This is a genomic window from Thermus sp., assembly GCF_037444525.1.
Lineage (GTDB): Bacteria > Deinococcota > Deinococci > Deinococcales > Thermaceae > Thermus.
Genome location: NZ_JBBIMD010000019.1, coordinates 15,067 through 35,268 on the forward strand (window position 1 = coordinate 15,067; position 20,202 = coordinate 35,268).

Below are 20,202 nucleotides of genomic sequence, written 5' to 3' on the forward strand. Positions count from 1 at the left end.
CCTACGCCCTCCTTACCGGGGCGAGGAGCACCCCGGTTTCGCTATGGACCTCCAAGGTTCCCTCCTCCTCCAGGGGCATGGCGGGGGCTGGGCTTCCCAGGAAGACCACCTGCCCCGCCCTTAGCCCCCCCACCGCCCCTGCCAGCCAAAGGAGCCGCTCCACTGGGTCCCCCAGGGCGGCCACCGGGCCCTCGGAGAGGAGGCGCCCGTTCAGGTAGAGGGCCAGGTGGCCCCCAGGGAGTGACTCAAGCCGCTTAAGCCCCAGGAGGAACCCTCCTCCGGAGGCGTTATCCGCCACCACCTCCGCCGCGGTGAAGCGGTACCCCTCCCAGACGGAGTCCAGGATGTCCACCGCCAGGAAAAACCCCCCGATGGCCCTGGCCGCCTCCCCGGGCGGCGCCCCCGGGGGCAGGTCCTCCTTTAGGACCAGGGCCACCTCGGGCTCCACCCGGGGCTGGAGGAAGGCGGAAAGCCGCACCCCCTCCAGGAGCATCCCCGGGAGGACCCGGCCATAGATGGGGCTTTCCAGGCCCATCTGAGCCTGCTTGGCAGGGGAGACCAGGCCTAGCTTGTACCCTACAAGGGGCCCCGGGAAGAGGGCCTCCTGGATGCGGTAGGCCTCCTCCAGGTCTACCCCCCAGTCCCGCCCCCCCGGGACGGGCCTCCCCTCCCTTCGCGCCCTTTGGACCGTCTCCTTGAGGCTCATCCCCCCTCCTTGTCGCTGAAGAGGACCCCGCCTGCGGTCCACTGGTCGCGGCGCACCTCGTAGAGGATGATCCGGATTTCCTCCTGGGGCTCCTTCAGGTGCCGGGCCGCGGCCTCGGTGAGCCTTCGCACCAACTCCCGCTTCTTCTCCATAGGCCGGCCTTCCAACAGGGTGACCTTAAGCACCACCATCCCTCACCTCCGGATGAGGATGACCCCCAGGACGAGCAAGGCTACCCCAAGGAGCCTTAGGCCGGTGAGGGGCTTGGGCGTACCGGGCTGGCGCCCCTTTTGCCCCGGCCTTTAGGGGGAGGAGGGCCCCAGCAAGGAGGTAGGCCACGGTTCACCCCTCGAGGCCCGCCTCGGCTTCCACCAACTTGAGGAGGGCCGTCCAGTCCTCCTCCCCCAGGCCCCGGGCCACCCCGGAAAGGAGCCGGTCCAGGAGGAGGTGGCCCAGGGGCAAGGGGGTTTCCGCTGTGTCCGCGGCCTCGGCGATGAGGCGCACGTCCTTTAGCCCCAGGCGTAGGGCAAAGCCGGGGGGGCTAAACCGCCTTTCCAGGAGGATGCGGCCGTAGTTCTCGTAAACGGGGGAACGGAAGAAACCCCGCACCACCTGGTAGAAGGCTTCCCGGTCCACCCCGTGCTTCCCCACCAGAACGTAGGCCTCCGCCAGGGCTTCCAGCATGCTGGCGATGAGGAAATTCCCCCCAAGCTTCACCGCGTGGGCCAGGTGGGGCCTATTCCCCACCCGGTAGACCTCCTGGCCCAGGGTCTCCAGGAGAGGCCAGACCTTTTCCAGGGCCTCCTCAGGCCCCGCAGCCGCGATGCGGAGCTCCCGCCTTTCCGCGGCCTCCGGGCGGCCGAAGACAGGGGCGGCCAAGTAGAGCTGGCCCCGGGCCCGGTGGCGGGCCTCGAGGCTTTGGGAATAAGGCACGCCCAGGGTGCTCATGGCCACGTGGATCCCCCCTGCCGGCAGGCCCTCCAGGATTTCCAGCAGGACGGCCTCCGTGGCGGCGTTGTCCGCCAGCATGGTGATCACCACCCCGGCGGCCGCGGCCTCCTTGGGGCTTGGCGCCAGGGTAAGCCCCGCCGCCTCCTTGGGCGTGCGGTTCCAGGCCAGGACCTGGTAGCCCGCCCGGGCCAGGTTTCGGGCCATGGGGAGGCCCATCCTTCCGAGGCCGACAAACCCGATCCGCTCCATGGAACCCATCCTAGTCCACCAGCGCCCCCGCTTCCTTCTCCTTGAGCTCCAGGGCCACCCTCAGGATCCAGTCCTCTTGTCCCGCCACCGCCTGGCGCCGCCCCAGCTCCAGGAGGATGGCCAGGGGGTCTACCCCGAGCTCCTTTCCGATCCGCTTGGCGTGGAGGAGGAAGGTGGAGTAGACCCCGGCGTAGCCGATGGCCACCGCGTCCCGGTCGGGGAAGGGCTGGAAGTGCTGGATGGGCTTGAGGACGTACTCCGCCGCGTCCAGAAGCTTGAAGACGTCCAGGCCCGGGTTGAGCCCCGCCTTGTCCAGGACCGCGGCCAGGACCTCCAGGGGGGCGTTCCCCGCCCCCGCCCCGTAGCCCCTTAAGGTGGCGTCCACCCAGTCCGCCCCCGCTTTCAGGGCGGCCAGGGTGTTCCCTATGGCCAGGCCCAGGTTGTTGTGGGCGTGGAAACCCACCTTGGCCCGGGTGAGGGCCTCCTTCAGGGCCTTCACGCGGGCGTAGGCGTCCTCTGGGAGCATGGCCCCCGCGGAGTCCACGATGTAGACCACGTCCGCTCCGTAGGACTCCATGAGGAGGGCCTGTTCCGCCAGGAACTCGGGAGGGCGCATGTGGGCCATCATGAGGAAGCCCACCGCCTCGAGGCCCATCTCCTTGGCCATGCCGAAATGCTGCTCGGAGATGTCGGCCTCCGTGCACTGGGTGGCGATGCGCACCATTCCGATCCCCGCCTCCACCGCTTCCTTGAGCTCCTTGCGGGTGCCGATGCCGGGGAGGAGGAGGGCGGCGATCTTGGCCCGAGAGACGCCCTCCCGGGCCGCCCGGATGAGGTCCATCTCGTCCACCCGGGAAAAGCCGTACTGGATGGAGCTACCCCCAAGCCCGTCCCCGTGGGAGACCTCTATGGCGTAGACCCCCGCCTCGTCCAGGGCCTGGGCGATGGCCCGCACTTCCTCCTCCGTGTACTGGTGGCGGTGGGCGTGGGAGCCGTCCCTTAGGGTGGTGTCCACCACCACCGGCGGCCTGGCCCCTTTCAGGTCCCAGCTCATGCCTGTACTTCCTCCTTTTTCACCCCCAGGAGGTGCTGGGCGAAGACCTCCCCCACCCTCCGGGCCGAGGCCGTCATGATGTCCAGGTTACCCGCGTACCTAGGCAGGAAGTCCCCCGCCCCCTCCACCTCTAGAAGCATGGAGATCACCGTCCTTTCCCCCCAAGGGGTGGGGAGCCTCTCAAACACCGGGTCCGCCTTCAACCGGTAGCCCGGCACGTAGGCCTGGACCTCGGCCTCCATGGCCCGGACGCTTTCCACCACCCTTTCCCGGTCAAAGCCCTCCTCCTCGGGGATGGCCCGCACGGTGTTGGTCATGAGGATGGGGGGGTCCGCAGGGTTCAGGATGATGATGGCCTTGCCCTGCCTTGCTCCCCCGAGGGCCTCGAGGCCCCGGGCGGTGGTGAAGGTGAACTCGTCGATGTTCTGCCGGGTCCCGGGCCCCGCAGAGGGGGAGGCCACGGTGGAGACCATCTCCGCGTAGCGCACGGGGACCACCCGGTGCACGGCGTAGACCAGGGGGATGGTGGCCTGCCCCCCACAGGTGATGAGGTTGACGTTGTCCTTGTCCAGGTGCGCCTTCAGGTTCACCGGGGGGACCACGTAGGGCCCCCGGGCCGCGGGGGTGAGGTCAATGGCGATCTTCCCCGCCTCCCTTAGGAGCTTGGCGTGGCGCACATGGGCTTTGGCGCTGGTGGCGTCAAAGACGATCCGGATCTCCGGGCGCTCCAGGAGGTAGGCGATTCCCTCGTGGCTCGCCTCCAACCCCAGGACCCGGGCCCGGGCCAGGCCTTCGGACTTGGGGTCTATCCCCACCAAGGCCACCAGCTCCATGTGCCCCGGGTTCTTTAGGAGCTTGTACATCAGGTCCGTGCCGATGTTGCCCGAGCCTAGAATCGCGACCTTGATTCTCTCCATACCTCCTCCAGGTAGCCCAGGCGCTCGGAAACGGCGCGGGTGGCCTCGAGGACCGCCCTCCGGTACTCTTCTTTTCTCTCCTGGAAGCGGTAGAAGGGCACGGAGAGGCTTAAAGCGGCGATGACCTCCCCCGTGTGGTCCCGGATGGGGGCGGCCACGCAGCAGAGCTCGGGCACGGCTTCCTCAATATCGTAGGCGTACCCCCGTTCCCGCACCGCCTGGAGCTCGGTCTTGAGCTCGTCCAGGGTAGTGATGGTGTTAGGGGTGAGGGCCGGCAAGCCCCGGGCCTCCACGATGCCAAGGACCTCCTCCCAGGGCCGGTGGGCTAGGAGGACCTTGCCCACCGCGCTGCAATGGGCGGGGAGCTCCACCCCTACCCCTGTGGTGGCCACCTTGACCGCCCGGGTTCCCTCCAGCTTCTCCACGTAGACCACCCGGCCGCACTCCAGCACCGCCAGGTGGGTGGTTTCCCCGAAGCGGGCCACCAGGTCTTCCATGGCCTTCCGGGCCTCCTCCCGCCAGGAGCTGGTGGAGAGGAGGACGTGGGCCAGGGCCAAGACCCGGAAGCCCAAGCGGTACCGCCCGTCCCGGCTTCGCTTCAGGAGGCCGATCTGGCTTAGGGTGGCTAGGAGGGCGTGGGCGCTGGACTTGGGGATTCCCAGGGCCCGGGCTACCTCCGTGACCCCCCACTCCGGATGCTCCCGGGTGAAGAGCTCTAGGACCTCGCCGACCTTCTGTACCGTTCCCAGCATGGGCTTCTCCCCTCCAGGTTAGCCAAAGGCGGGGCCTGTGCCGAGGCTTGGGTTCATCATAGAGGAACAACTTGTTCGTATATCCCGAACCAGTGGCTTGCCTCCCCTTCTGCTAGGGCCTAGGCTTGGCCTTGAACCCTCAAGGGTGTGCCAAGGAGGTCGGCGTGGCGGAGTTGCCCCTCAAGATGCCCCTGGAAGAGCTAGAGCGGCTTCGGGACCGGTACCGGGAGCTCATCGGCTTCGTACCCCCCAGGATCCAGGCCCGGACGGACCTCCTCGCCCGTCTGGACCCGGAAACCTTAAGGCTCCAAGAGGAGCTTCGGGCCCGGCTCATGTACCCCTCCTGTTTTGACGTGAAGACCGCCCAGCTCATGCTCTTCGGCATGCTCCTCATGGACCTTTCCGACGCTGCCCGGCTCCACGCCATCGCCGCCCGGAGGGCTGGGGCCACCTACGAGGAGCTCTCGGCGGTGGTGGGTTTGGCCTTCCTCTTCCGCGGCCTGCCCGCCGCCAACCGGGGAGCGGAGGTCATTCAGGAGATCCTGCGCATGGAGGAGGAAGGGAGGTTTTAGTATGGAAGGGTTTGATGTTGTCCAGCTGGCCCATGCGGAGATTTACACCCCTAACCCCGAGGGCACCCTTTGGTTTTTCAAGGAGATCCTAGGACTAGAGGAGACCGCCCGGGAAGGCCAGTCCGTTTACCTCCGGGCCTACGAGGACTGGTACCACCACACCCTGAAGGTCACCGAGGCCAAGGAGGCGGGCCTAGGCCACATCGCCTGGCGTACCGCTTCCCGAGCGGCCTTAGAGCGACGGGTCAAGGCCTTGGAGGCTGCGGGGCTTGGGGAGGGCTGGACAGAGGACCTGGGCCACGGGCCCGCTTACCGCTTCCGCACCCCAGACGGCCACCGGATGGAGCTTCTCTTTGAGGTGGAGTACTATGAAGCCCCTCCGGAAAAGCGGAGCAAGCTGAAGAATCGCCCCTCCAAGAGGCCCCTAAGGGGGATTCCCGTCCGGCGGCTGGACCACGTGAACTGCCTCTGCTCCGAGGTCACTCCTAACCGGCGTTTCTTTGAGGAGGTGCTAGGTTTTAAGCTTCGGGAGCAGAAGGTGCGAGGGGAAGGGGAGGAGCTTGGGGCCTGGCTTTCCGTAAGCCCCTTGGTCCACGAGATCGGCCTCATGCGGGATGCCACCGGCGCCCGGGGGCGCTTCCACCACATCGCCTTCTGGTACGGTTATCCCCAGCACCTCCTGGACCTGGCCGACCTTCTGGTGGAGTACGACGTGCCCATTGAGGCTGGTCCCGGCAAGCACGGCACCACCCAGGCCTACTTCATGTACGTCTTTGAGCCGGGAGGGACCCGGGTGGAGCTCTTTGGCGACACCGGCTATCTCATCTTTGACCCCACCTGGAAGACGGTGGTTTGGGACGTGACCAACGTGAACGATCTGGAGAAGAGCACCATCTGGTTCGGCGGCCAGCTTCCGGCCACGTTCTACACCTACGGAACGCCCCCTTTGAAGGCGACAGAACCCGTAGGCTAGACGTTAGAAAGGAGGCTACCATGCAGCAGGTTCGGCGGAAGGTTTTAAAAGACGGTTTGGCCCTCATGGCGACCCTGGCCTTGGGTTCCAAGGGGTGGGCTCAGCGTTACCCCTCGCGGCCCATCACCCTTATCGTCCCTTGGTCCCCCGGCGGCTCCACCGACCTCACCGCCCGGGCCCTGGCCCCGATTCTAGAAAAGGATCTGGGAGTCCCTGTCCAAGTGGTGAACCGTACAGGCGGGGGCGGAGCGGTGGGCCACGGGGCCATTGCCCAAGCTCGTCCCGACGGCTACACCATCGGCATCATCACCCTAGAGGTGGTCCTGCCCCCATGGGTGGCCCAGACCAAGATCAGCGCGGAGATGTTCGCCCCCATTTCCCTCCTGGTCCTCAACCCCGTGGCCGTGGTGGTGCGCAAGGACGCTCCCTGGCGGACCTTCCAGGAGTTCGTCTCCGATCTGCGGAACAACCGGGGGCGGTACAAGGCTTCTGGTACGGCCAAGTGGGGTTCCTATGATTTTGCCCGTCTGGGCTTGCTCTGGAAGTTGGGCCTTAAGGACGCGGACCTGCCCTGGGTGCCCACCCAGGGGGCTGCGGCGGCCCTGCAGGAGCTTATCTCAGGGGGGATCCACGTAGCTTTTGTGGCCATCGGGGAGGCCAGCGCCTTTGTCAAAGCTGGGGAGGCCCGTTACCTGGCCTTTATGACCGATAAGCGCTTCCCCGCCTTCCCGGACATCCCCACCTTGAAGGAACTGGGGGTGGACTGGACCTTTGCCTCCTTCCTCATGGCTGCAGCGCCCAAGTTTACCCTGCCTTCGGTGATAGACCGGCTTGATAAGGCTTTCGCCAAGGCCGTCCAGGACCCCGAGTTCGTCCGCTTTATGAACAACGCCAACCTGGTCATCAACCACTTGGATCGCAAGGCGAGCCTAGCCTTCCTGCAGGAGAGGACCCAGGCCATGAACCAAATCGTCCAGGCCTTAGAGCTCAAGTTCTAGGTTGGGAGGTTGGGGGGTTAATGGCTGAACGGGTTTGGGAAACCTTAGGGGCCCTTTTGGCTTTACTTTTGGGTGGAGCGGCCTTGGTCCTGGCTCGAGGCCTTCCCCAGATGGAGGGGGGATACCCTGGGCCGGCCCTTTTCCCCAGCCTGCTGGGGGTGGTCCTGGTGGCCTCCAGCTTGGGCCTCTTCTCGGCCGGCCGCCTTGGGCCTCGAGGGGAAGGGGAGGCCGGCCGCCTGCCCAGGGTTTTGGGGGCCTTGGTGGGGCTAGGCACGGCCCCCCTTCTCCTCAAGGCCCTGGGGCTAGCGGCCCTAGCAGGCCTCCTCACCTTGTGGGCGGGGTTCCTCCTCAGGGGGAAGGGATGGGCGGTTTTCCTGGCCGCGGGGGTGGTGGCTTCTTTCGTTTACGCCTTTTTCGTGAGGATTTTGGGGGTATACGGGTGAACCTCTTTAGCCCGGAGATCCTCTTGGCCTTATTTCTGGGTAGCCTCTACGGGGCCCTCTTCGGCTCTATACCGGGTCTTACCGCCACCCTGGCCATAAGCCTGGCCATTCCCTTTCTGCTCTTTGCGGGTCCGGAAGTGGCTCTGGCGGCCCTTATCGCAATCAGCGCCACGGCCATCTTCGCGGGGGACATCGGGTCCGTCTTGGTGCGCTTACCCGGTACGCCAGCCTCCGCCGCCTACACGGAGGAGATTCACGAGGTGGCCCAAAAGCGTTCTCCTTCCTTCGCCCTGGGCCTTTCCGCCCTGCCCAGCGCGGTGGGGAGCCTCATCGGGCTCCTTCTCCTTGTGGTGGGATCGTTGGGGTTGGTCTGGCTAGCCCGCCAGTTCTCCTCCTTTGAGTACTTTTGGCTGGTGTTGCTCGGCATCCTCAGCGGTGTTCTGGCCGCTACCCATGCTCTAAAGGCCCTCGTTGCCTTCTGCCTGGGCATGCTGCTTGCCACGGTGGGGTACGACCCGGCCCTGGGCCATCCCCGCTTCACCTTTGGCCGTCCTGAGCTTTTGGGCGGCATCAACTTCATCGTGGCCCTTATCGCCTTTTTCGGCGTTAGCGAGGTGCTGGAGTACCTTTACCGTAAGGGGTTGCGGGCCGAGGCCCCTCCCACCTCCTTGGCCGCCAGCTTCCGGGCTTACTTCCTCGAGCCCCTCATCGAAGCCTGGAGGCTTCGGGGAGCCCTACTGCGCTCCTCCCTCCTAGGCACCTTTGTGGGCTTCCTTCCCGGAGCGGGGTCGGACATCGCCGCCTGGATCACCAGCAACCTGGCCCGCCTGAAAAAGGCCTCCAGGGAAGAAGTGGTCCTGAGCGGAACCAGCGCCAACAATTCTGCCGTGGCCGGGGCCTGGATTCCAGCCATGGCCCTAGGCCTGCCCGGGGATACCCTTACCGCCATCCTGCTGGGCATGTTCCTGGCCTTTGGAATCACCCCTGGCCCGGACCTCTTCAAGAACCACGCTTCCCTGGTTTTCCAGATCTATTGGGCCTTCCTTGTGGTCAGCGTCCTTCTCATGCCCCTGGTGGGATACTTGAGCACCTTCCTCGTCCGGGCCATCCTGCAGGTTCCCAGGGAGGTGCTCATGGCCGTGGTCCTGGCTCTCTGTGCGGTGGGAGCCTACGCCGTGAACAACAACCCCTTTGACCTTTACCTCCTCACCGCCTTGGGGGCGTTGGGTTTTGTGCTCCGCCGGGGTGGCTTCCCCTTAGGCCAGGTGGTTTTAGGGATGGTCCTGGGCCCCCTCCTGGAACAGCACTTCATGACCAGCATGATCAAGACCCACTGGGATCTTACCAGCTTCTTTGAGCGCCCTTTGGCGGTCCTGCTGGCCCTGCTGAACCTGGGGCTTTTGGTGGTTCTGCCCTGGCTTCGGTACCGTCAGGCTCTTCGGCTTCGGGTTTTGGAGGAGCGGCTCCATCCGGGGGAGTAGGATGCGGGCCTTGGTGCTGGAGGATTACGGGAAGCTTGGCTGGCGGGAATTGGACCCTCCCCACGGAGAAGGGGTGCTCGTTCGCGTTGGGGCCTGTGGTCTTTGCGGGAGTGACCTCAGCGTTTACAAGGGCACCCCAGCCATGCGGGCCCGCTGGCAGCCCCCTTTGGTTTTGGGGCACGAGGTGGCGGGGGTGGTGGAGGAAGGGCCTGAGGGGTGGCTTGGGCAGCGGGTCGCCGTCCATCCTCTGCTTTCCTGTGGAACCTGTCCTCTTTGTCGGGGCGGCCGCCCCAACCTCTGCCCTCACCGGCGTCATGTGGGGTTTCACCTGCCGGGTGGGTTTGCCGAATGGATCCGTGTCCCCATAAGCCAGCTTTTCCCACTGCCGCCCACTACCCCCCTTTGGAAAGGGGCCTTGGCCGAGCCGCTGGCTGTGGCCCTTAGGGCCTTGTCCTTTCTGGGTGCCCTCCCGGGTAGGAGGGTGCTGGTCCTAGGGGCTGGCTCCTTAGGGGGGCTCTTGGCCTGGTTGCTTCGGCGAGCTGGGGCGGAGGTCTTTCTGGAGGACTCCAACCCCTCCCGGGTGCGCTACCTGGTGGATCTGGGCCTGGGCTGGCCTGCAGGGGATGGGCTGGAGGAGTGGGATGCCGCCTTGGACACGGTGGGGGTAGAGGCCAGTCTGCGGAGGGCGGTAAGGGCGGTGGTTCCTGGAGGGAGGGTGGTGGCGGTGGGTCTAGGGGCCCTCGAGGCTCCCCTTCCCCTGCAGGAGCTGGTCCTAGGAGAGCGGATGGTGCAGGGAAGCTACACCTTTACCCCTGAGGACTTCGTCAGGGCCACCGCCCTCACCCCAGAGGTGCCCGAGGACTTGGTGGCTCGCTACCCCCTGGAGGCGGCCCCCGAGGTGTTCCGGGCCCTCCTGGAGGGGCGCATCCCCACCCCTAAGGTGGTGCTGGAGCACGGGGAGGTGTAGGCGTGGAATGGTCCATTGCCACCTGCAGCCTAGGGGGCACCCTGGAGGAGAAGCTGGTGGCCATCGCTCGAGCCGGTTTCAGGGCGGTGGAGATCTTCGAGGACGATCTTTGCACCTATAGGGGAACCCCAAGGGAGCTTCGCCGCCTGGCCGAAAGCCTAGGCCTTTCCTTTGTGGCCCTGCAGCCCATCCGGGACTACGAGGGCATGCCCCCTGAGGTGCAGAGGCGTCGCCTGGACCGGATAGAGCGCACCTTTGACCTGATGGGAGAGCTGGGAATCACGCTCACCTACGTCTGTTCCAACACCTCCCCTCTGGCGGAGGGCGATCCTGACCGGATGGCCGCCCAGCTTTGGGAGCTGGCGGATCGGGCTGCCCAGAGGGGGATCCGCGTGGGGTACGAGGCCCTCTCTTGGGGGCGCCATGTGCGGGACTGGCCCCAGGCCTGGGAGGTGGTCCAGCGGGCCAACCACCCCAACCTGGGGCTCGTTTTGGATAGCTTCCACGCCTTTGTGCGGGGTAATCCCGTGGCAGAGCTGGCCGGGCTACCGGGGGAGAGGGTTTTCCTAGTGCAGCTCTCTGATGCCCCCAACCTCCTTATGGACCCCTTGGCCTTAAGCCGCCATCACCGCTCCTTCCCTGGCCAAGGGGACTGGCCTTTGGGGAGGTTTGTGGAGGCCGTCCTGGCCTCGGGCTACCGGGGCCCCCTTTCCCTGGAGATCTTCAACGAGTGGTTCCGGGCCGCCCCACCCCAGGAGGTGGCCTGGAACGCCATGCGGAGCCTGAAGGTCCTCCTGGACGGGGTGGGGTGGGTTGTTCCTCCCCTACCTAGGGCGTTGCCTGTGGAGGAGGTGGCCTTCGTAGAGCTTCTCGCGGAGGAAGAGGATGCGTGCATCTTATCCCAGCTTTTCCAAGCCCTAGGCCTCGCGCGGGTGGGAAAGCACCCGGCCCTAGAGGTGGAGCTCTACCGTGGTGGGGAAGCCCGCATCCTCCTCAACGCTGAGCCGGAGGTGAGCGCGGCCGTTCCCCAGGAGCTGCCAAGCTTCCGTGGAGTAGGATTCCGTGTCCAGCGGGCAGCCCCTATCCTGGCCCGGGCTCAAGCCCTGAACCTGGAGGTTTACCCCCAAGGGGGCGGGGGGCTGCCCTTGCCCGCCCTCCAGGGTCCGGGCCGGACCCGAATCTACCTGGTAGAGGGGCCGGTGGAGGAGGTCCTGGGCCTTGCCAGAATGGGGGATAGTTCCGAGGAGCCCCTGCGGGTGGACCACTTCACCAACGTGATGGGGCGCCCCGAGCTCTACAGCTGGCTCTTGATCTACAAGAGCCTCTTTGACTTTGAGCAGGAGCCCATGGTGGAGATCCTGGACCCCTACGGGGCTTTTTATAGCCGCTGTGTGCGCAGCCCCAAAGGGGGGATCCGGATTCCCTTAAATACCGCGGAAGGAGGGGAGACCCTGGCCACCCGGTTCATCCGGGCTATGGGAGGAGGGGGCATCCAGCATGTGGCCTTTGCGGTTCCGGATGTGTTTGAGGTGGCTGAGAGGATGCGCGCCCATGGGCTTCCCCTTCTGGAGGTCCCTCGTTCCTATTACCGGGTCTTGGCCACCCGCTTTGACCTGGAGCCGGCCTTCTTGGAACGGCTGGAAGCCCATGGCCTACTTTACGATGCCGATGGCCGGGGCGGGGAGTTCTTGCAGCTCTATACCCCCGCTTTCCATGGGCGGTTCTTCTTTGAGGCCTTGGAGCGGAGGGGAGGGTATGGACTCTTCGGTGCGGCCAATACGGCTGTGAGGCTGGCGGCCCAGGTGGATCAACCGTGGCCGAGGGGGAGGGGCGTTCAGATGGTAGGTAATATTGTTGACAATATGGGCAACGGAGGGTAACATGGGTGGCAAATCCTCAGGGAGGGAAGGTATGGAAAAGCTTGGACGCAGGCAGGTCATTAAGGCGGGGCTTGGGCTTCTGGGGGCGGCGGCTTCCGGCCGCTTTTCCTTTGCCCTGGGGCAGGGGAACCCACCTATCCGCATCGGGGTGGTGCTCTCCTACTCCGGGCCCTTCGCCCGGCTTGGGCAGGAGATCACGCGGGGGATGGAGCTTTACCTGGAGAAGGTAGGGGGGCGGGCAGGGGGCCGGCCTGTCCAGCTCATCAAGGAAGACGAGGAGGCTGACCCTGCGGTGGCCGTGCGCAAGGTGCGCAAGCTGGTGGAGCAGGACAGGGTGGATCTCCTGGCGGGCATCATCCTCTCCTCCTCCGCCTATGCCGTCCGGGATTACGTCCACGAGCGCCAGATCCCCACCATCGTGGCCAACGCCGCGGCCAACGACATCACCCGAGCCCGCAAGAGCCCTTATGTCTTCCGCACCTCCATCAGTGCCTGGCAGCAGCACTACCCCATGGGGGCCTGGGTGGCCCGGAACGTGGGCAAGCGGGTCTTCGTGGTGGCCCTGGACTACGCCTTCGGGAAGGAGTCCACCGCCGCCTTTAAGGAGAGTTTCCTCGAGGCCGGAGGCCAGGTGGTGGGGGAGGTCTACTCCCCCCTGGGCACCACGGACTTCAGCGCGGTCATCGCCCGCATCACCGCCAGCCGGCCGGATGCGGTCTTCGGCGTCCTTTCCGGCAGCGACGCGGTGATCTTCCTCCGGCAGTACGCCCAGTTCGGCCTGAACCGGGCCATCCCCTTGGCGGTGAGCGGGGAGATCACCGATGAGAACGTTCTGGAAGCCATCGGCGAGGCGGCGTTGGGGGCTAAGAGCGGCGACCACTGGGTCTATAACCTTAACAACAGCGCCAACCGGGAGTTCATCCAAGCCTACCGCCGGAAGTATGGCGGAATACCCAACCACTTTGCCGTCCGGGGGTACGATGCCATGCAGTTCATCGTGGATGCCATCAACACCGTCCAGGGGGACGTGTCCAATCGACGGCGTCTAGTGGAGGCTTTGAAGAGCGCCAAGATCATCAGCCCGCGGGGTTTTGTCCAGATGGACCCGGAGACCAACAACGCCACCCAACATGTGTACGTCCGGGAAGTGGTGCGCATGGAGGGCTTCTTCACCAACCGGCTCATCGCCGACCTGGGGCTCATCCGGGATCCGGGGAAGTAGGGCATGGTCCTCCTCCTTCTGACCCAACTCCTCAACAGCCTGGCCTTTGGCATGCTCCTCTTCCTCCTGGCCCTGGGGCTTTCCCTCATCTTCGGGGTGGCCCGGGTGATCAACCTGGCCCACGGGGCCTTTTATCTTCTGGGGGCCTACCTGGGGCTGGCCCTGGCCCAGGCCTGGGGGAACTTCTGGCTGGCCCTTCTCCTCGTCCCCCTGGGGGTGGGGCTCCTCGGGGCCCTTCTGGAGCGCGTTCTCCTTCGGGGGCTCCATGGGCGGGAGCTGGAGCAGGTCCTCCTCACCATCGGCCTGGGCTTTGTCATCGCCGACCTCCTTCGGGCCATCTTCGGGGCCGCGGTGCGTTCTTTCCCTCCGCCTCCAGAGCTAGCGGGCCCCCTCTTCCTGGGCCCTTTTATCTACCCCAAGTACCCCCTTTTTCTCATTGCCACGGGGGTCTTCCTCTTCTTCTTGGTGCGCCTCCTCCTAGCCCGCACCCCCTTGGGGGTGCAGATCCGGGCCGTGACCTCTGATCCGGCCATGGCCAGCGCCCTAGGGATCCAGCCCGAGCGAGTGGGCCTCCTGACCTTTGGTGTGGGGACGGGGTTGGCCGCCCTGGGTGGGGTCCTGGGGGCCCCTCTAATCGCCCTGGCCCCGGGGATGGACGCCCAGATGACCCTGTTCGCCCTCATGGTGGTGGTCATCGGGGGGCTTGGCCGTCTGGAAGGGGCCTTCTTCGGAGCTATCCTGGTGGGGCTGGTGGACGGATTCGGGCGCCTTTTCCTGCCCCAGGTGGCCATGTTCCTCATCTTCGCCCTTATGGCCTTGGTCCTGGCCCTTAAACCTGAAGGTCTTCTGGGAAGGAGGTTGGCATGATGGCTCAGCGCTCAGCCATGGCCATGCGTCAGCCCTCCTGGCGGGTCTTGGCCTTGCGGATAGCCCTTGCGGTTCTTCTCCTCTTTCCCGCTTTGTTTGGGGGGTATCCTCTTTTTCTTGCCACCGAAGGCCTGCTTCTGGGGGTGGCGGCCGCTGCCTTGAGCTTCCTTATGGGCCATGCGGGCATCGCTTCCTTGGGCCAGGCTGCCTTCTTGGGCCTAGGGGCCTATAGCCTGGGCCTGGCCCTGAAGGCGGGTTGGCCCTTGGGGGCTTCCCTTCCTTTGGCCTTTCTGGTGGCTGCCCTTTACGGCCTTCTCACTGGCCTTTTGATACTCCGAGCCCAAGGGATCTTTGTCCTGATGCTCACCTTGGCCTTTGCCCAAATGGTTTACTCTGCGGCCTTCAAGTGGACCGCCCTCACTGGGGGGGACGATGGGCTTTCCCTTTCGGGGGTCCCTCTGAACCCGCTACTCCTCCACGGAGCAGCTTGGGTTCTCCTTCTTCTTGTCTTGGGGTTTCTCGGCTACCTGCTCCGTACTCCTTACGGTAAGACCCTGGAAGCCATACGCCAGAACGAGGAGAAGGTCCGGGCCTTGGGCGTGCCCACCTTTTTCTATAAGCTCTCCGCGTATGCCTTGGCTGGAGGACTCACCGGGTTGGCGGGTGCAGGGCTGGTCCTCCACCGTTCCTTTGTCAGTCCTCACGATCTCTTTTGGCTTACCTCTGCGGTCTTGGTGGTCATGGTCCTCTTGGGGGGAGCGCGGGGGCTTTGGGGGGCGGCCTTTGGGGCAGTGCTCTATGTTTTCCTCCAGGCATGGGTGAGCTCTCTAACCGACCTCTGGGGCCTTTTTGTGGGTCTTCTCCTCATCCTCACCGTGCTCTACGCCCGGGAAGGGCTGTGGGTGCTTTTGGAGAAGCGCCTAGGGGGTGGCGGCGGTGGCCGGGCTTAGGGTGGAAGGCGTGTACAAGGCCTTCGGTGGGGTTTTAGCCCTGGCGGGGGTGAGCCTCGAGGTGGCCCCAGGAGAGCGCCGGGCGATCATCGGTCCCAATGGGGCAGGGAAGAGCACCCTCTTCAAGGTCATCGCCGGGGAGCTTAAGCCCGACCGGGGTCGCGTTCTCTTTGGGGAACAGGAGGTTATGGGAAGGCCCCAGGAACGGGTGGCCCGACTAGGCCTGGCCCGGACCTTCCAGCGTTCCAGCCTTTTCCCCGAGCTTTGTGTCTGGGAGAACGTGGCCCTGGCCCGGAAGGCGGCCCAAGGCCAGGCGGGGTCCTGGCGGGAGGCTTTAGAGCTGGACGGGGAGGTGGAGGCCGCCCTGGAGGGGGTGGGCCTGGCCGGGCGGGCGGAGGAGGAGGCGGGTCGCCTTTCCCACGGGGAGAAGCGTCAGCTGGAGATCGCCATGGCCTTGGTCCAGCGCCCGGGCCTCCTTCTTTTGGACGAGCCTTTGGCCGGCCTTTCGGGAGCGGAGCGGGAAAGGATCGCCCGCCTCATTCTGGGGCTGGATCCCAGGATCACCGTGCTCCTGGTGGAGCACGACCTAGATTACGCTTTGGGCTTTGCTCACCAGATCACGGTGCTCCACTACGGGGAAGTGGTGGCCCAAGGTCCTCCAGAAACCATCCGCCAGAACCCCACGGTCCAGGAGATCTACGTGGGCCGGGACTGGACTGTAGAGCGGGGTAGGGGAGGCCCCTCCGACGAAGTGGTCCTGGCCTGCCGGGGTCTGGTTGCGGGCTATGGGGCCATGAGGGTCCTCCAAGGGGTGGAGCTGGAGGTGCGCCGCGGTGAGGTGGTGGCCCTCCTAGGCCGGAACGGCATGGGGAAGACCACCCTTCTTTCCGCCCTCATGGGGCTTCTTCCCCTTCAGGGGGGAGAGGTCTTCCTCCTAGGGGAGGGGGTGGGGCGTCTGCCCCCTTACCGCCGGGCAGAGTGGGGAATGGCCTTGGTGCCCCAGGGACGGCGGATGTTTGAGGGGCTTTCCGTGGAGGAGGAGCTTCGTCTGGCCGCCTGGGGGCAGAAGGGCCGTTGGACCGTGGAGCGGGTCTTTGAGGTCTTTCCCCGGCTTAAGGAAAGGCGGCAGGTGGCCTCGCGGGCCCTTTCCGGAGGAGAGCAGCAGATGGTGGCCATTGCCCGGGCCCTCCTCCGTAACCCCAAGGTGGTCCTCATGGATGAGCCCACGGAAGGGCTTTCCCCCCTCATGGTCCGTCAGGTGGCAGAAGTGGTCCGGGCCCTGAAGCAGGAGGGTGAGACGGTGCTTTTGGCCGAGCAGAACGTCCAGATGGCTCTTTCCGTGGCCGACCGGGTATACATCCTGGAGCACGGGGAGATTGTCTGGACTGGGCGGCCTGAGGAGGTCTCGGACCGGGTTCTGTCGGAGCACCTGGGCGTTTAAGGGGGGTGGGATGGGTGCTTAGGCTTTCCGATCGGGTGAAGGCCAAACTGGAAGAGTTGGCCCGTGGGGTGGAGGAAGGGCTTCTGCCCGCTTGGATTTTCAACGATCCCGATCTCTTTGAGCTGGAGAAGGAGCGGATCTTCAGCCGCTCTTGGGTTTACCTGGCCCACGAGTCTGAGGTTCCTAAGCCCGGGGACTACGTGCTTCGTTACATCCTCAATAACCCCTACATCGTAGTCCGGGGTGAGGATGGAGAGGTGCGGGCCTTCCTGGACATGTGCCGCCACCGGGGGATGCGGGTCTGCCGGGCAGAGGCGGGCAACGCCAGCCACTTCCGCTGTCCCTTTCACGGATGGACCTACCGTAACGATGGGGCCTTGGTGGGTGTGCCTGCCGAGCGGGAGGCCTTCGGGGGGGATCTTAGGAAGGAGGAGTGGGGCCTCATTCCCTTGCCCCGCCTCGAGGCCTTTGATGGTCTCCTCTTCGGCAACCTGGACCCTGAAGCTTCTCCCTTGGAGGAGTGGTTGGGGGGGATCCGCTGGTACCTGGAGCTCATCACCAAGCGCAGCCCGGAGGGCCTCGAGGTGTTGGGCCCGCCCCAGCGCTGGGTGGTGCCCACAGACTGGAAGCTGGCCCTGGAGACCTTCCTCAGCGACAGCTACCACACCCTCATGACCCACCGTTCCCTCATTGAGCTCGGCATCGCCCCCAAGGACGCCAAGTACGCCATGTACGGAGAGCAGATCCATATCCCGGGCAAAGGCCATGGGGCCATGGTGGTGGGGGCACCCCCCGGGGCTCAGCTTCCCCCCTTCTGGGGCTACCCCGAGGAGATGATGGAGCGGGCCCGGACCTCCTACCCCACCAAGGAGCAGTGGGAGGTGGCCCGGGAGACCCGCATCCTCCTCATCACCCTTTTCCCCAACTTCTCCATCCACAACCCCATCCGCCGCCCCGACCACACCTACCCGCGTCCGGTGCCCATGCTCACCTTCCGGGTTTGGCACCCTCTGGGTCCTGGCCGGATTGAGATCTTCTCCTGGGGCCTGGTGGAGAAGGACGCTCCCGATTGGTTTAAGGAAAAAGCCCGCCACTCCTACCTCCGCTTCTTCGGCTCCTCCGGGACCTTTGAGCAGGACGACACGGAGATCTGGTCCCACGTGGCCCAGAACGCCGCCTCTACCCAAGGGGGGCAGGTTCGGCTCTACTACCGCATGGGCCTCCACCTGGCCCCTGACCCCAACTGGCCGGGGTCGGGGGTGGCCTACGGGCTCAACTTCACGGACGCCAACCTGCGCAACTTCCACCGGCGCTATCTGGACATGCTCCTGGCTTAGGAGGTGGCCGTGGACCCCACCCGGGAAATCCTGGAACTCCTTTACCGTGAGGCGGAGCTTTTGGACGAGGGCCGGTACCGGGAGTGGCTGGCCCTCTTAGATGAAGAGGTGGTCTACCGGGTGCCCGTGCGCCAGACCCGGGAGCGCCCCCCGGAGGGGGGCCTAAGCGGGGTGGCGGAGGGAATGTACCACCTGGACGAGGACCGCACCTCCTTGGAGATGCGGGTGGCCCGGCTGGAGACGGGGTTCGCTTGGGCAGAGGACCCTCCTTCCCGCCTCCGGCACTTTGTGACCAACGTGCGGGTGGGGGAGGTGGTGCGGACGGCGCAGGGGGAGGAGGTCCCGGTACGCTCCAACCTCCTCCTTTTCCGCAGCCGCTGGGACCGTCCGGACTACACCCTGCTCTCCGCCGAAAGGCGGGACGTGTGGCGCCGCCGGGGGGGCGGGTGGCGGCTCGCCCAGCGGATCGTCATCCTGGACAGCGCCACCTTGCCCACCCACAACCTTTCCTTCTTCTTCTAAGGAGGACGCGTGATCACCTTGACCAATGAGTTCACCACCGTGACCGTGGAGAAGGTCCGCACCGGCCAGGGGGAGCGGCTCCGCATCACCTCCCCCCGCACGGGGTACAGCATTGACCTGGACCCCCTGGAGCTCGAGGCCCTCACCTGGCAGACTCCCGAGACCTTTTCCCGCCTCTTGGCCACCCCCTTTGGGCCCGACGAGGAGGGGGTGGAGGGCCGGCCCCTTTCCGACCTTATCCTTTTCGGAGGAGAGGATGCGTAGGGTCCAGGTGGGCATTGTGGGGGCGGGGCCCGCAGGCCTCCTCTTAGCCCACCTCCTCCGCCGCATCGGTGTAGAAACCCTGGTCCTGGAGGCCAAGAGCCGCGACTACCTGGAGACGAGCCCTCACCGTATCCGGGCTGGGGTGTTGGAGTGGGGGACCAAGGAGATCCTCCTGACGGCGGGTTTGGGGGAGCGTATGCGGCGGGAGGGCCTGGAGCACCGGGGAATCTATTTGGCCTTCCACGGGGCCCTTCACCGGGTGGGCTTTCCCGCTTTAGCCGGAGGCAGAAGCATCTGGGTCTACGGTCAGCAGTACGCGGTGCGGGACATGATCCGCCTCCACCTGGAGGGAGGAGGGGAGATCCTCTTTGAGCACGAGGTTTTGGGGGTGGAGGAGCTGGAACGAGGCCCCATCTTGGTCTATCGGACCCCAGAGGGCCAGGTGGGGCGGGTACGGACAGAGTTTGCCGTGGGGGCTGATGGTTCCCATAGCGCTCTCCGGAGCCTTATCCCTGGGGCCAAGCTTCACCAACGCACCTACCCCTTTGCCTGGCTCGGCATCCTAGCCGAGACCCACCCCGCGGCGGAGGAGCTCATCTACGCCAGCCACCCCCGGGGCTTCGCCCTCTTTAGCATGCGTTCCCCCACCCTAGCCCGGAACTACCTGCAGGTGAGCCCCGAGGAGCGCCTCGAGGATTGGCCGGAGGCCCGCATCTGGGAGGAGCTTTCCCGCCGCTTGGACGGGGTGGCCGAGGTCCGCCCCGGGCCCCTTTTGGAGAAGAGCCTCACCCCCATGCGGGCTTTGGTGGTGGAGCCCCTGCAGCACGGGCGGTTCTTCCTCATCGGCGACGCAGCCCACGTGGTGCCCCCCACCGGGGCCAAGGGGATGAACATGGCCGTGGCCGACGCGGTGGCCCTCTTCCGAGCCCTTCGGGCCTACTATCTGGACCAGGACCCTTCCCCCCTGTCCACTTTTACCCAGGAGGCCCTTCGGCACGTGTGGCAGGCGGAGTTTTTCTCCTACTGGATGACCACCCTCCTCCACACCCACGAGGACTCCTTCACCGAGGGCCTCCGCCGGGCTCAGCTCCGCCACCTAGAGGAAAGCCCGCATCTCCTCAGCTTCCTGGCGGAGAACTACGTGGGCCTCCACACCACGGCCCCCTGGGCTGAGGCCCTCAAGGCCCTCTTCTAAACGAAGCTTTCCCCTTTCCCGGGTCCTGTCCTGCCGGGAGAGGGCTTCCGCCTTCTGGGCCGCATCGTGGCAGGCGGCGGGCCCGGAAGGGGGGCACCGGGGGTGCTTGCCCAGGGGTGCCAGGTTACCTGCCCCAGTTCACCTTCCTCCCTCTGCCAGCCTAAGGAGCCACGCCGCCGCGGCCCGGGCCATGAGGGGCTCCAACCCGGCCTCCTCCAGAAGCCTGGCCGCGGCCAGCATCTCCTCGTGCCGCCTTTGGGCGTGCTTCCAGCTGCCCTCCAAGAGCCTTCCCACTAGGTTTTCGTCCGCCTCCTTTAGGCTTTGGGCGATCTCTTTCCGGATCTCCTCCTCCAACCCCAGGGTCGTGTCAAGATTTATGTGTAAGCGTCTGTGTACGGGGGGCATACCTTTCCCGAAGCATCCCTTCCAACACCTCCTGCACCTCGGCAAAACCGGTCGTG

At 65.6% G+C, this 20,202-nt stretch carries 22 protein-coding genes and 1 pseudogene; 16 read left to right on the forward strand and 7 right to left on the reverse strand.

Annotated elements, in window-relative coordinates; all coding sequences use genetic code 11:
* Window position 1 precedes the first annotated feature (1 nt).
* From WKI94_RS04615 to WKI94_RS04640, 6 genes are all read right to left on the reverse strand, one after another.
* Window positions 2-706: a fumarylacetoacetate hydrolase family protein gene (locus WKI94_RS04615; protein ID WP_337844602.1), complete on the reverse strand. Its 705-nt coding sequence runs from the start codon at window positions 704-706 to the stop codon at window positions 2-4.
* Entirely contained in the window at window positions 703-897 is a 195-nt protein-coding gene (locus WKI94_RS04620; RefSeq protein ID WP_337844603.1) for a tautomerase family protein, read from the reverse strand. Before WKI94_RS04620 ends, WKI94_RS04615 begins: the two co-directional genes overlap by 4 nt.
* Window positions 898-1,048: 151 nt before the next feature.
* Window positions 1,049-1,906 carry an NAD(P)-dependent oxidoreductase gene (locus tag WKI94_RS04625; protein ID WP_337844604.1) on the reverse strand — a complete coding sequence of 286 codons (858 nt, stop codon included), beginning with the start codon at window positions 1,904-1,906 and terminating at the stop codon, window positions 1,049-1,051.
* A gap of 10 nt (window positions 1,907-1,916) precedes the next feature.
* Window positions 1,917-2,960, reverse strand: coding sequence for a 4-hydroxy-2-oxovalerate aldolase (gene dmpG, locus WKI94_RS04630; RefSeq protein ID WP_337844605.1), 1,044 nt, complete (start codon window positions 2,958-2,960; stop codon window positions 1,917-1,919).
* The gene (locus WKI94_RS04635) at window positions 2,957-3,877 is read right to left on the reverse strand and encodes an acetaldehyde dehydrogenase (acetylating) (RefSeq protein ID WP_337844606.1); all 921 of its coding nucleotides are present in this window, start codon (window positions 3,875-3,877) and stop codon (window positions 2,957-2,959) included. The genes dmpG and WKI94_RS04635 overlap by 4 nt, the downstream gene beginning before the upstream one ends.
* The gene (locus WKI94_RS04640; RefSeq protein ID WP_337844607.1) at window positions 3,850-4,629 is read right to left on the reverse strand and encodes an IclR family transcriptional regulator; all 780 of its coding nucleotides are present in this window, start codon (window positions 4,627-4,629) and stop codon (window positions 3,850-3,852) included. Before WKI94_RS04640 ends, WKI94_RS04635 begins: the two co-directional genes overlap by 28 nt.
* Before the next feature lie 164 nt (window positions 4,630-4,793).
* Between WKI94_RS04640 and WKI94_RS04645 the strand changes: the two genes are divergently transcribed.
* The 16 genes and pseudogenes from WKI94_RS04645 (at window position 4,794) to WKI94_RS04720 (ending at window position 19,741) form a co-directional block, all read left to right on the forward strand.
* Window positions 4,794-5,201 (forward strand): carboxymuconolactone decarboxylase family protein, encoded by a 408-nt coding sequence (locus WKI94_RS04645; protein WP_337844608.1) that lies wholly within the window; start codon window positions 4,794-4,796, stop codon window positions 5,199-5,201.
* A gap of 1 nt (window position 5,202) precedes the next feature.
* On the forward strand, window positions 5,203-6,174 hold the full coding sequence (locus WKI94_RS04650) for a catechol 2,3-dioxygenase (RefSeq protein WP_337844609.1): 972 nt from the start codon (window positions 5,203-5,205) through the stop codon (window positions 6,172-6,174).
* A 20-nt stretch (window positions 6,175-6,194) separates the two neighbouring features.
* The gene (locus tag WKI94_RS04655; protein ID WP_337844610.1) at window positions 6,195-7,172 is read left to right on the forward strand and encodes a tripartite tricarboxylate transporter substrate binding protein; all 978 of its coding nucleotides are present in this window, start codon (window positions 6,195-6,197) and stop codon (window positions 7,170-7,172) included.
* A gap of 20 nt (window positions 7,173-7,192) precedes the next feature.
* Entirely contained in the window at window positions 7,193-7,615 is a 423-nt protein-coding gene (locus WKI94_RS04660; RefSeq protein WP_337844611.1) for a tripartite tricarboxylate transporter TctB family protein, read from the forward strand.
* The gene (locus WKI94_RS04665; RefSeq protein ID WP_337844612.1) at window positions 7,612-9,096 is read left to right on the forward strand and encodes a tripartite tricarboxylate transporter permease; all 1,485 of its coding nucleotides are present in this window, start codon (window positions 7,612-7,614) and stop codon (window positions 9,094-9,096) included. The genes WKI94_RS04660 and WKI94_RS04665 overlap by 4 nt, the downstream gene beginning before the upstream one ends.
* A 1-nt stretch (window position 9,097) precedes the next feature.
* Window positions 9,098-9,469, forward strand: a pseudogene (locus WKI94_RS04670) (alcohol dehydrogenase catalytic domain-containing protein); the annotation flags it as partial.
* A 108-nt stretch (window positions 9,470-9,577) separates the two neighbouring features.
* Window positions 9,578-10,063, forward strand: a complete 486-nt coding sequence (locus WKI94_RS04675; RefSeq protein ID WP_337844621.1) for a zinc-binding dehydrogenase — start codon at window positions 9,578-9,580, stop codon at window positions 10,061-10,063.
* Between the two features lie 2 nt (window positions 10,064-10,065).
* On the forward strand, window positions 10,066-11,943 hold the full coding sequence (locus tag WKI94_RS04680; RefSeq protein ID WP_337844613.1) for a TIM barrel protein: 1,878 nt from the start codon (window positions 10,066-10,068) through the stop codon (window positions 11,941-11,943).
* 31 nt (window positions 11,944-11,974) lie between these two features.
* Window positions 11,975-13,165 (forward strand): ABC transporter substrate-binding protein, encoded by a 1,191-nt coding sequence (locus WKI94_RS04685; RefSeq protein WP_337844614.1) that lies wholly within the window; start codon window positions 11,975-11,977, stop codon window positions 13,163-13,165.
* A 3-nt stretch (window positions 13,166-13,168) separates the two neighbouring features.
* Entirely contained in the window at window positions 13,169-14,032 is an 864-nt protein-coding gene (locus tag WKI94_RS04690) for a branched-chain amino acid ABC transporter permease (protein WP_337844615.1), read from the forward strand.
* Window positions 14,029-14,982 carry a branched-chain amino acid ABC transporter permease gene (locus WKI94_RS04695; RefSeq protein WP_337844616.1) on the forward strand — a complete coding sequence of 318 codons (954 nt, stop codon included), beginning with the start codon at window positions 14,029-14,031 and terminating at the stop codon, window positions 14,980-14,982. Before WKI94_RS04690 ends, WKI94_RS04695 begins: the two co-directional genes overlap by 4 nt.
* Entirely contained in the window at window positions 14,969-16,423 is a 1,455-nt protein-coding gene (locus WKI94_RS04700) for an ATP-binding cassette domain-containing protein (RefSeq protein ID WP_337844622.1), read from the forward strand. The genes WKI94_RS04695 and WKI94_RS04700 overlap by 14 nt, the downstream gene beginning before the upstream one ends.
* A gap of 14 nt (window positions 16,424-16,437) precedes the next feature.
* On the forward strand, window positions 16,438-17,760 hold the full coding sequence (locus WKI94_RS04705; RefSeq protein WP_337844623.1) for an aromatic ring-hydroxylating dioxygenase subunit alpha: 1,323 nt from the start codon (window positions 16,438-16,440) through the stop codon (window positions 17,758-17,760).
* A gap of 9 nt (window positions 17,761-17,769) precedes the next feature.
* Window positions 17,770-18,282 (forward strand): aromatic-ring-hydroxylating dioxygenase subunit beta, encoded by a 513-nt coding sequence (locus WKI94_RS04710; RefSeq protein ID WP_337844617.1) that lies wholly within the window; start codon window positions 17,770-17,772, stop codon window positions 18,280-18,282.
* 9 nt (window positions 18,283-18,291) lie between these two features.
* Window positions 18,292-18,546, forward strand: a complete 255-nt coding sequence (locus tag WKI94_RS04715; RefSeq protein ID WP_337844618.1) for a dihydrodiol dehydrogenase — start codon at window positions 18,292-18,294, stop codon at window positions 18,544-18,546.
* Window positions 18,539-19,741, forward strand: a complete 1,203-nt coding sequence (locus tag WKI94_RS04720) for a 4-hydroxybenzoate 3-monooxygenase (RefSeq protein ID WP_337844619.1) — start codon at window positions 18,539-18,541, stop codon at window positions 19,739-19,741. The genes WKI94_RS04715 and WKI94_RS04720 overlap by 8 nt, the downstream gene beginning before the upstream one ends.
* 138 nt (window positions 19,742-19,879) lie before the next feature.
* On the opposite strand, the gene WKI94_RS04725 is transcribed toward WKI94_RS04720, so the two are convergent.
* Window positions 19,880-20,095 (reverse strand): DUF1932 domain-containing protein, encoded by a 216-nt coding sequence (locus WKI94_RS04725; protein ID WP_337844620.1) that lies wholly within the window; start codon window positions 20,093-20,095, stop codon window positions 19,880-19,882.
* Between the last annotated feature and the right edge of the window lie 107 nt (window positions 20,096-20,202).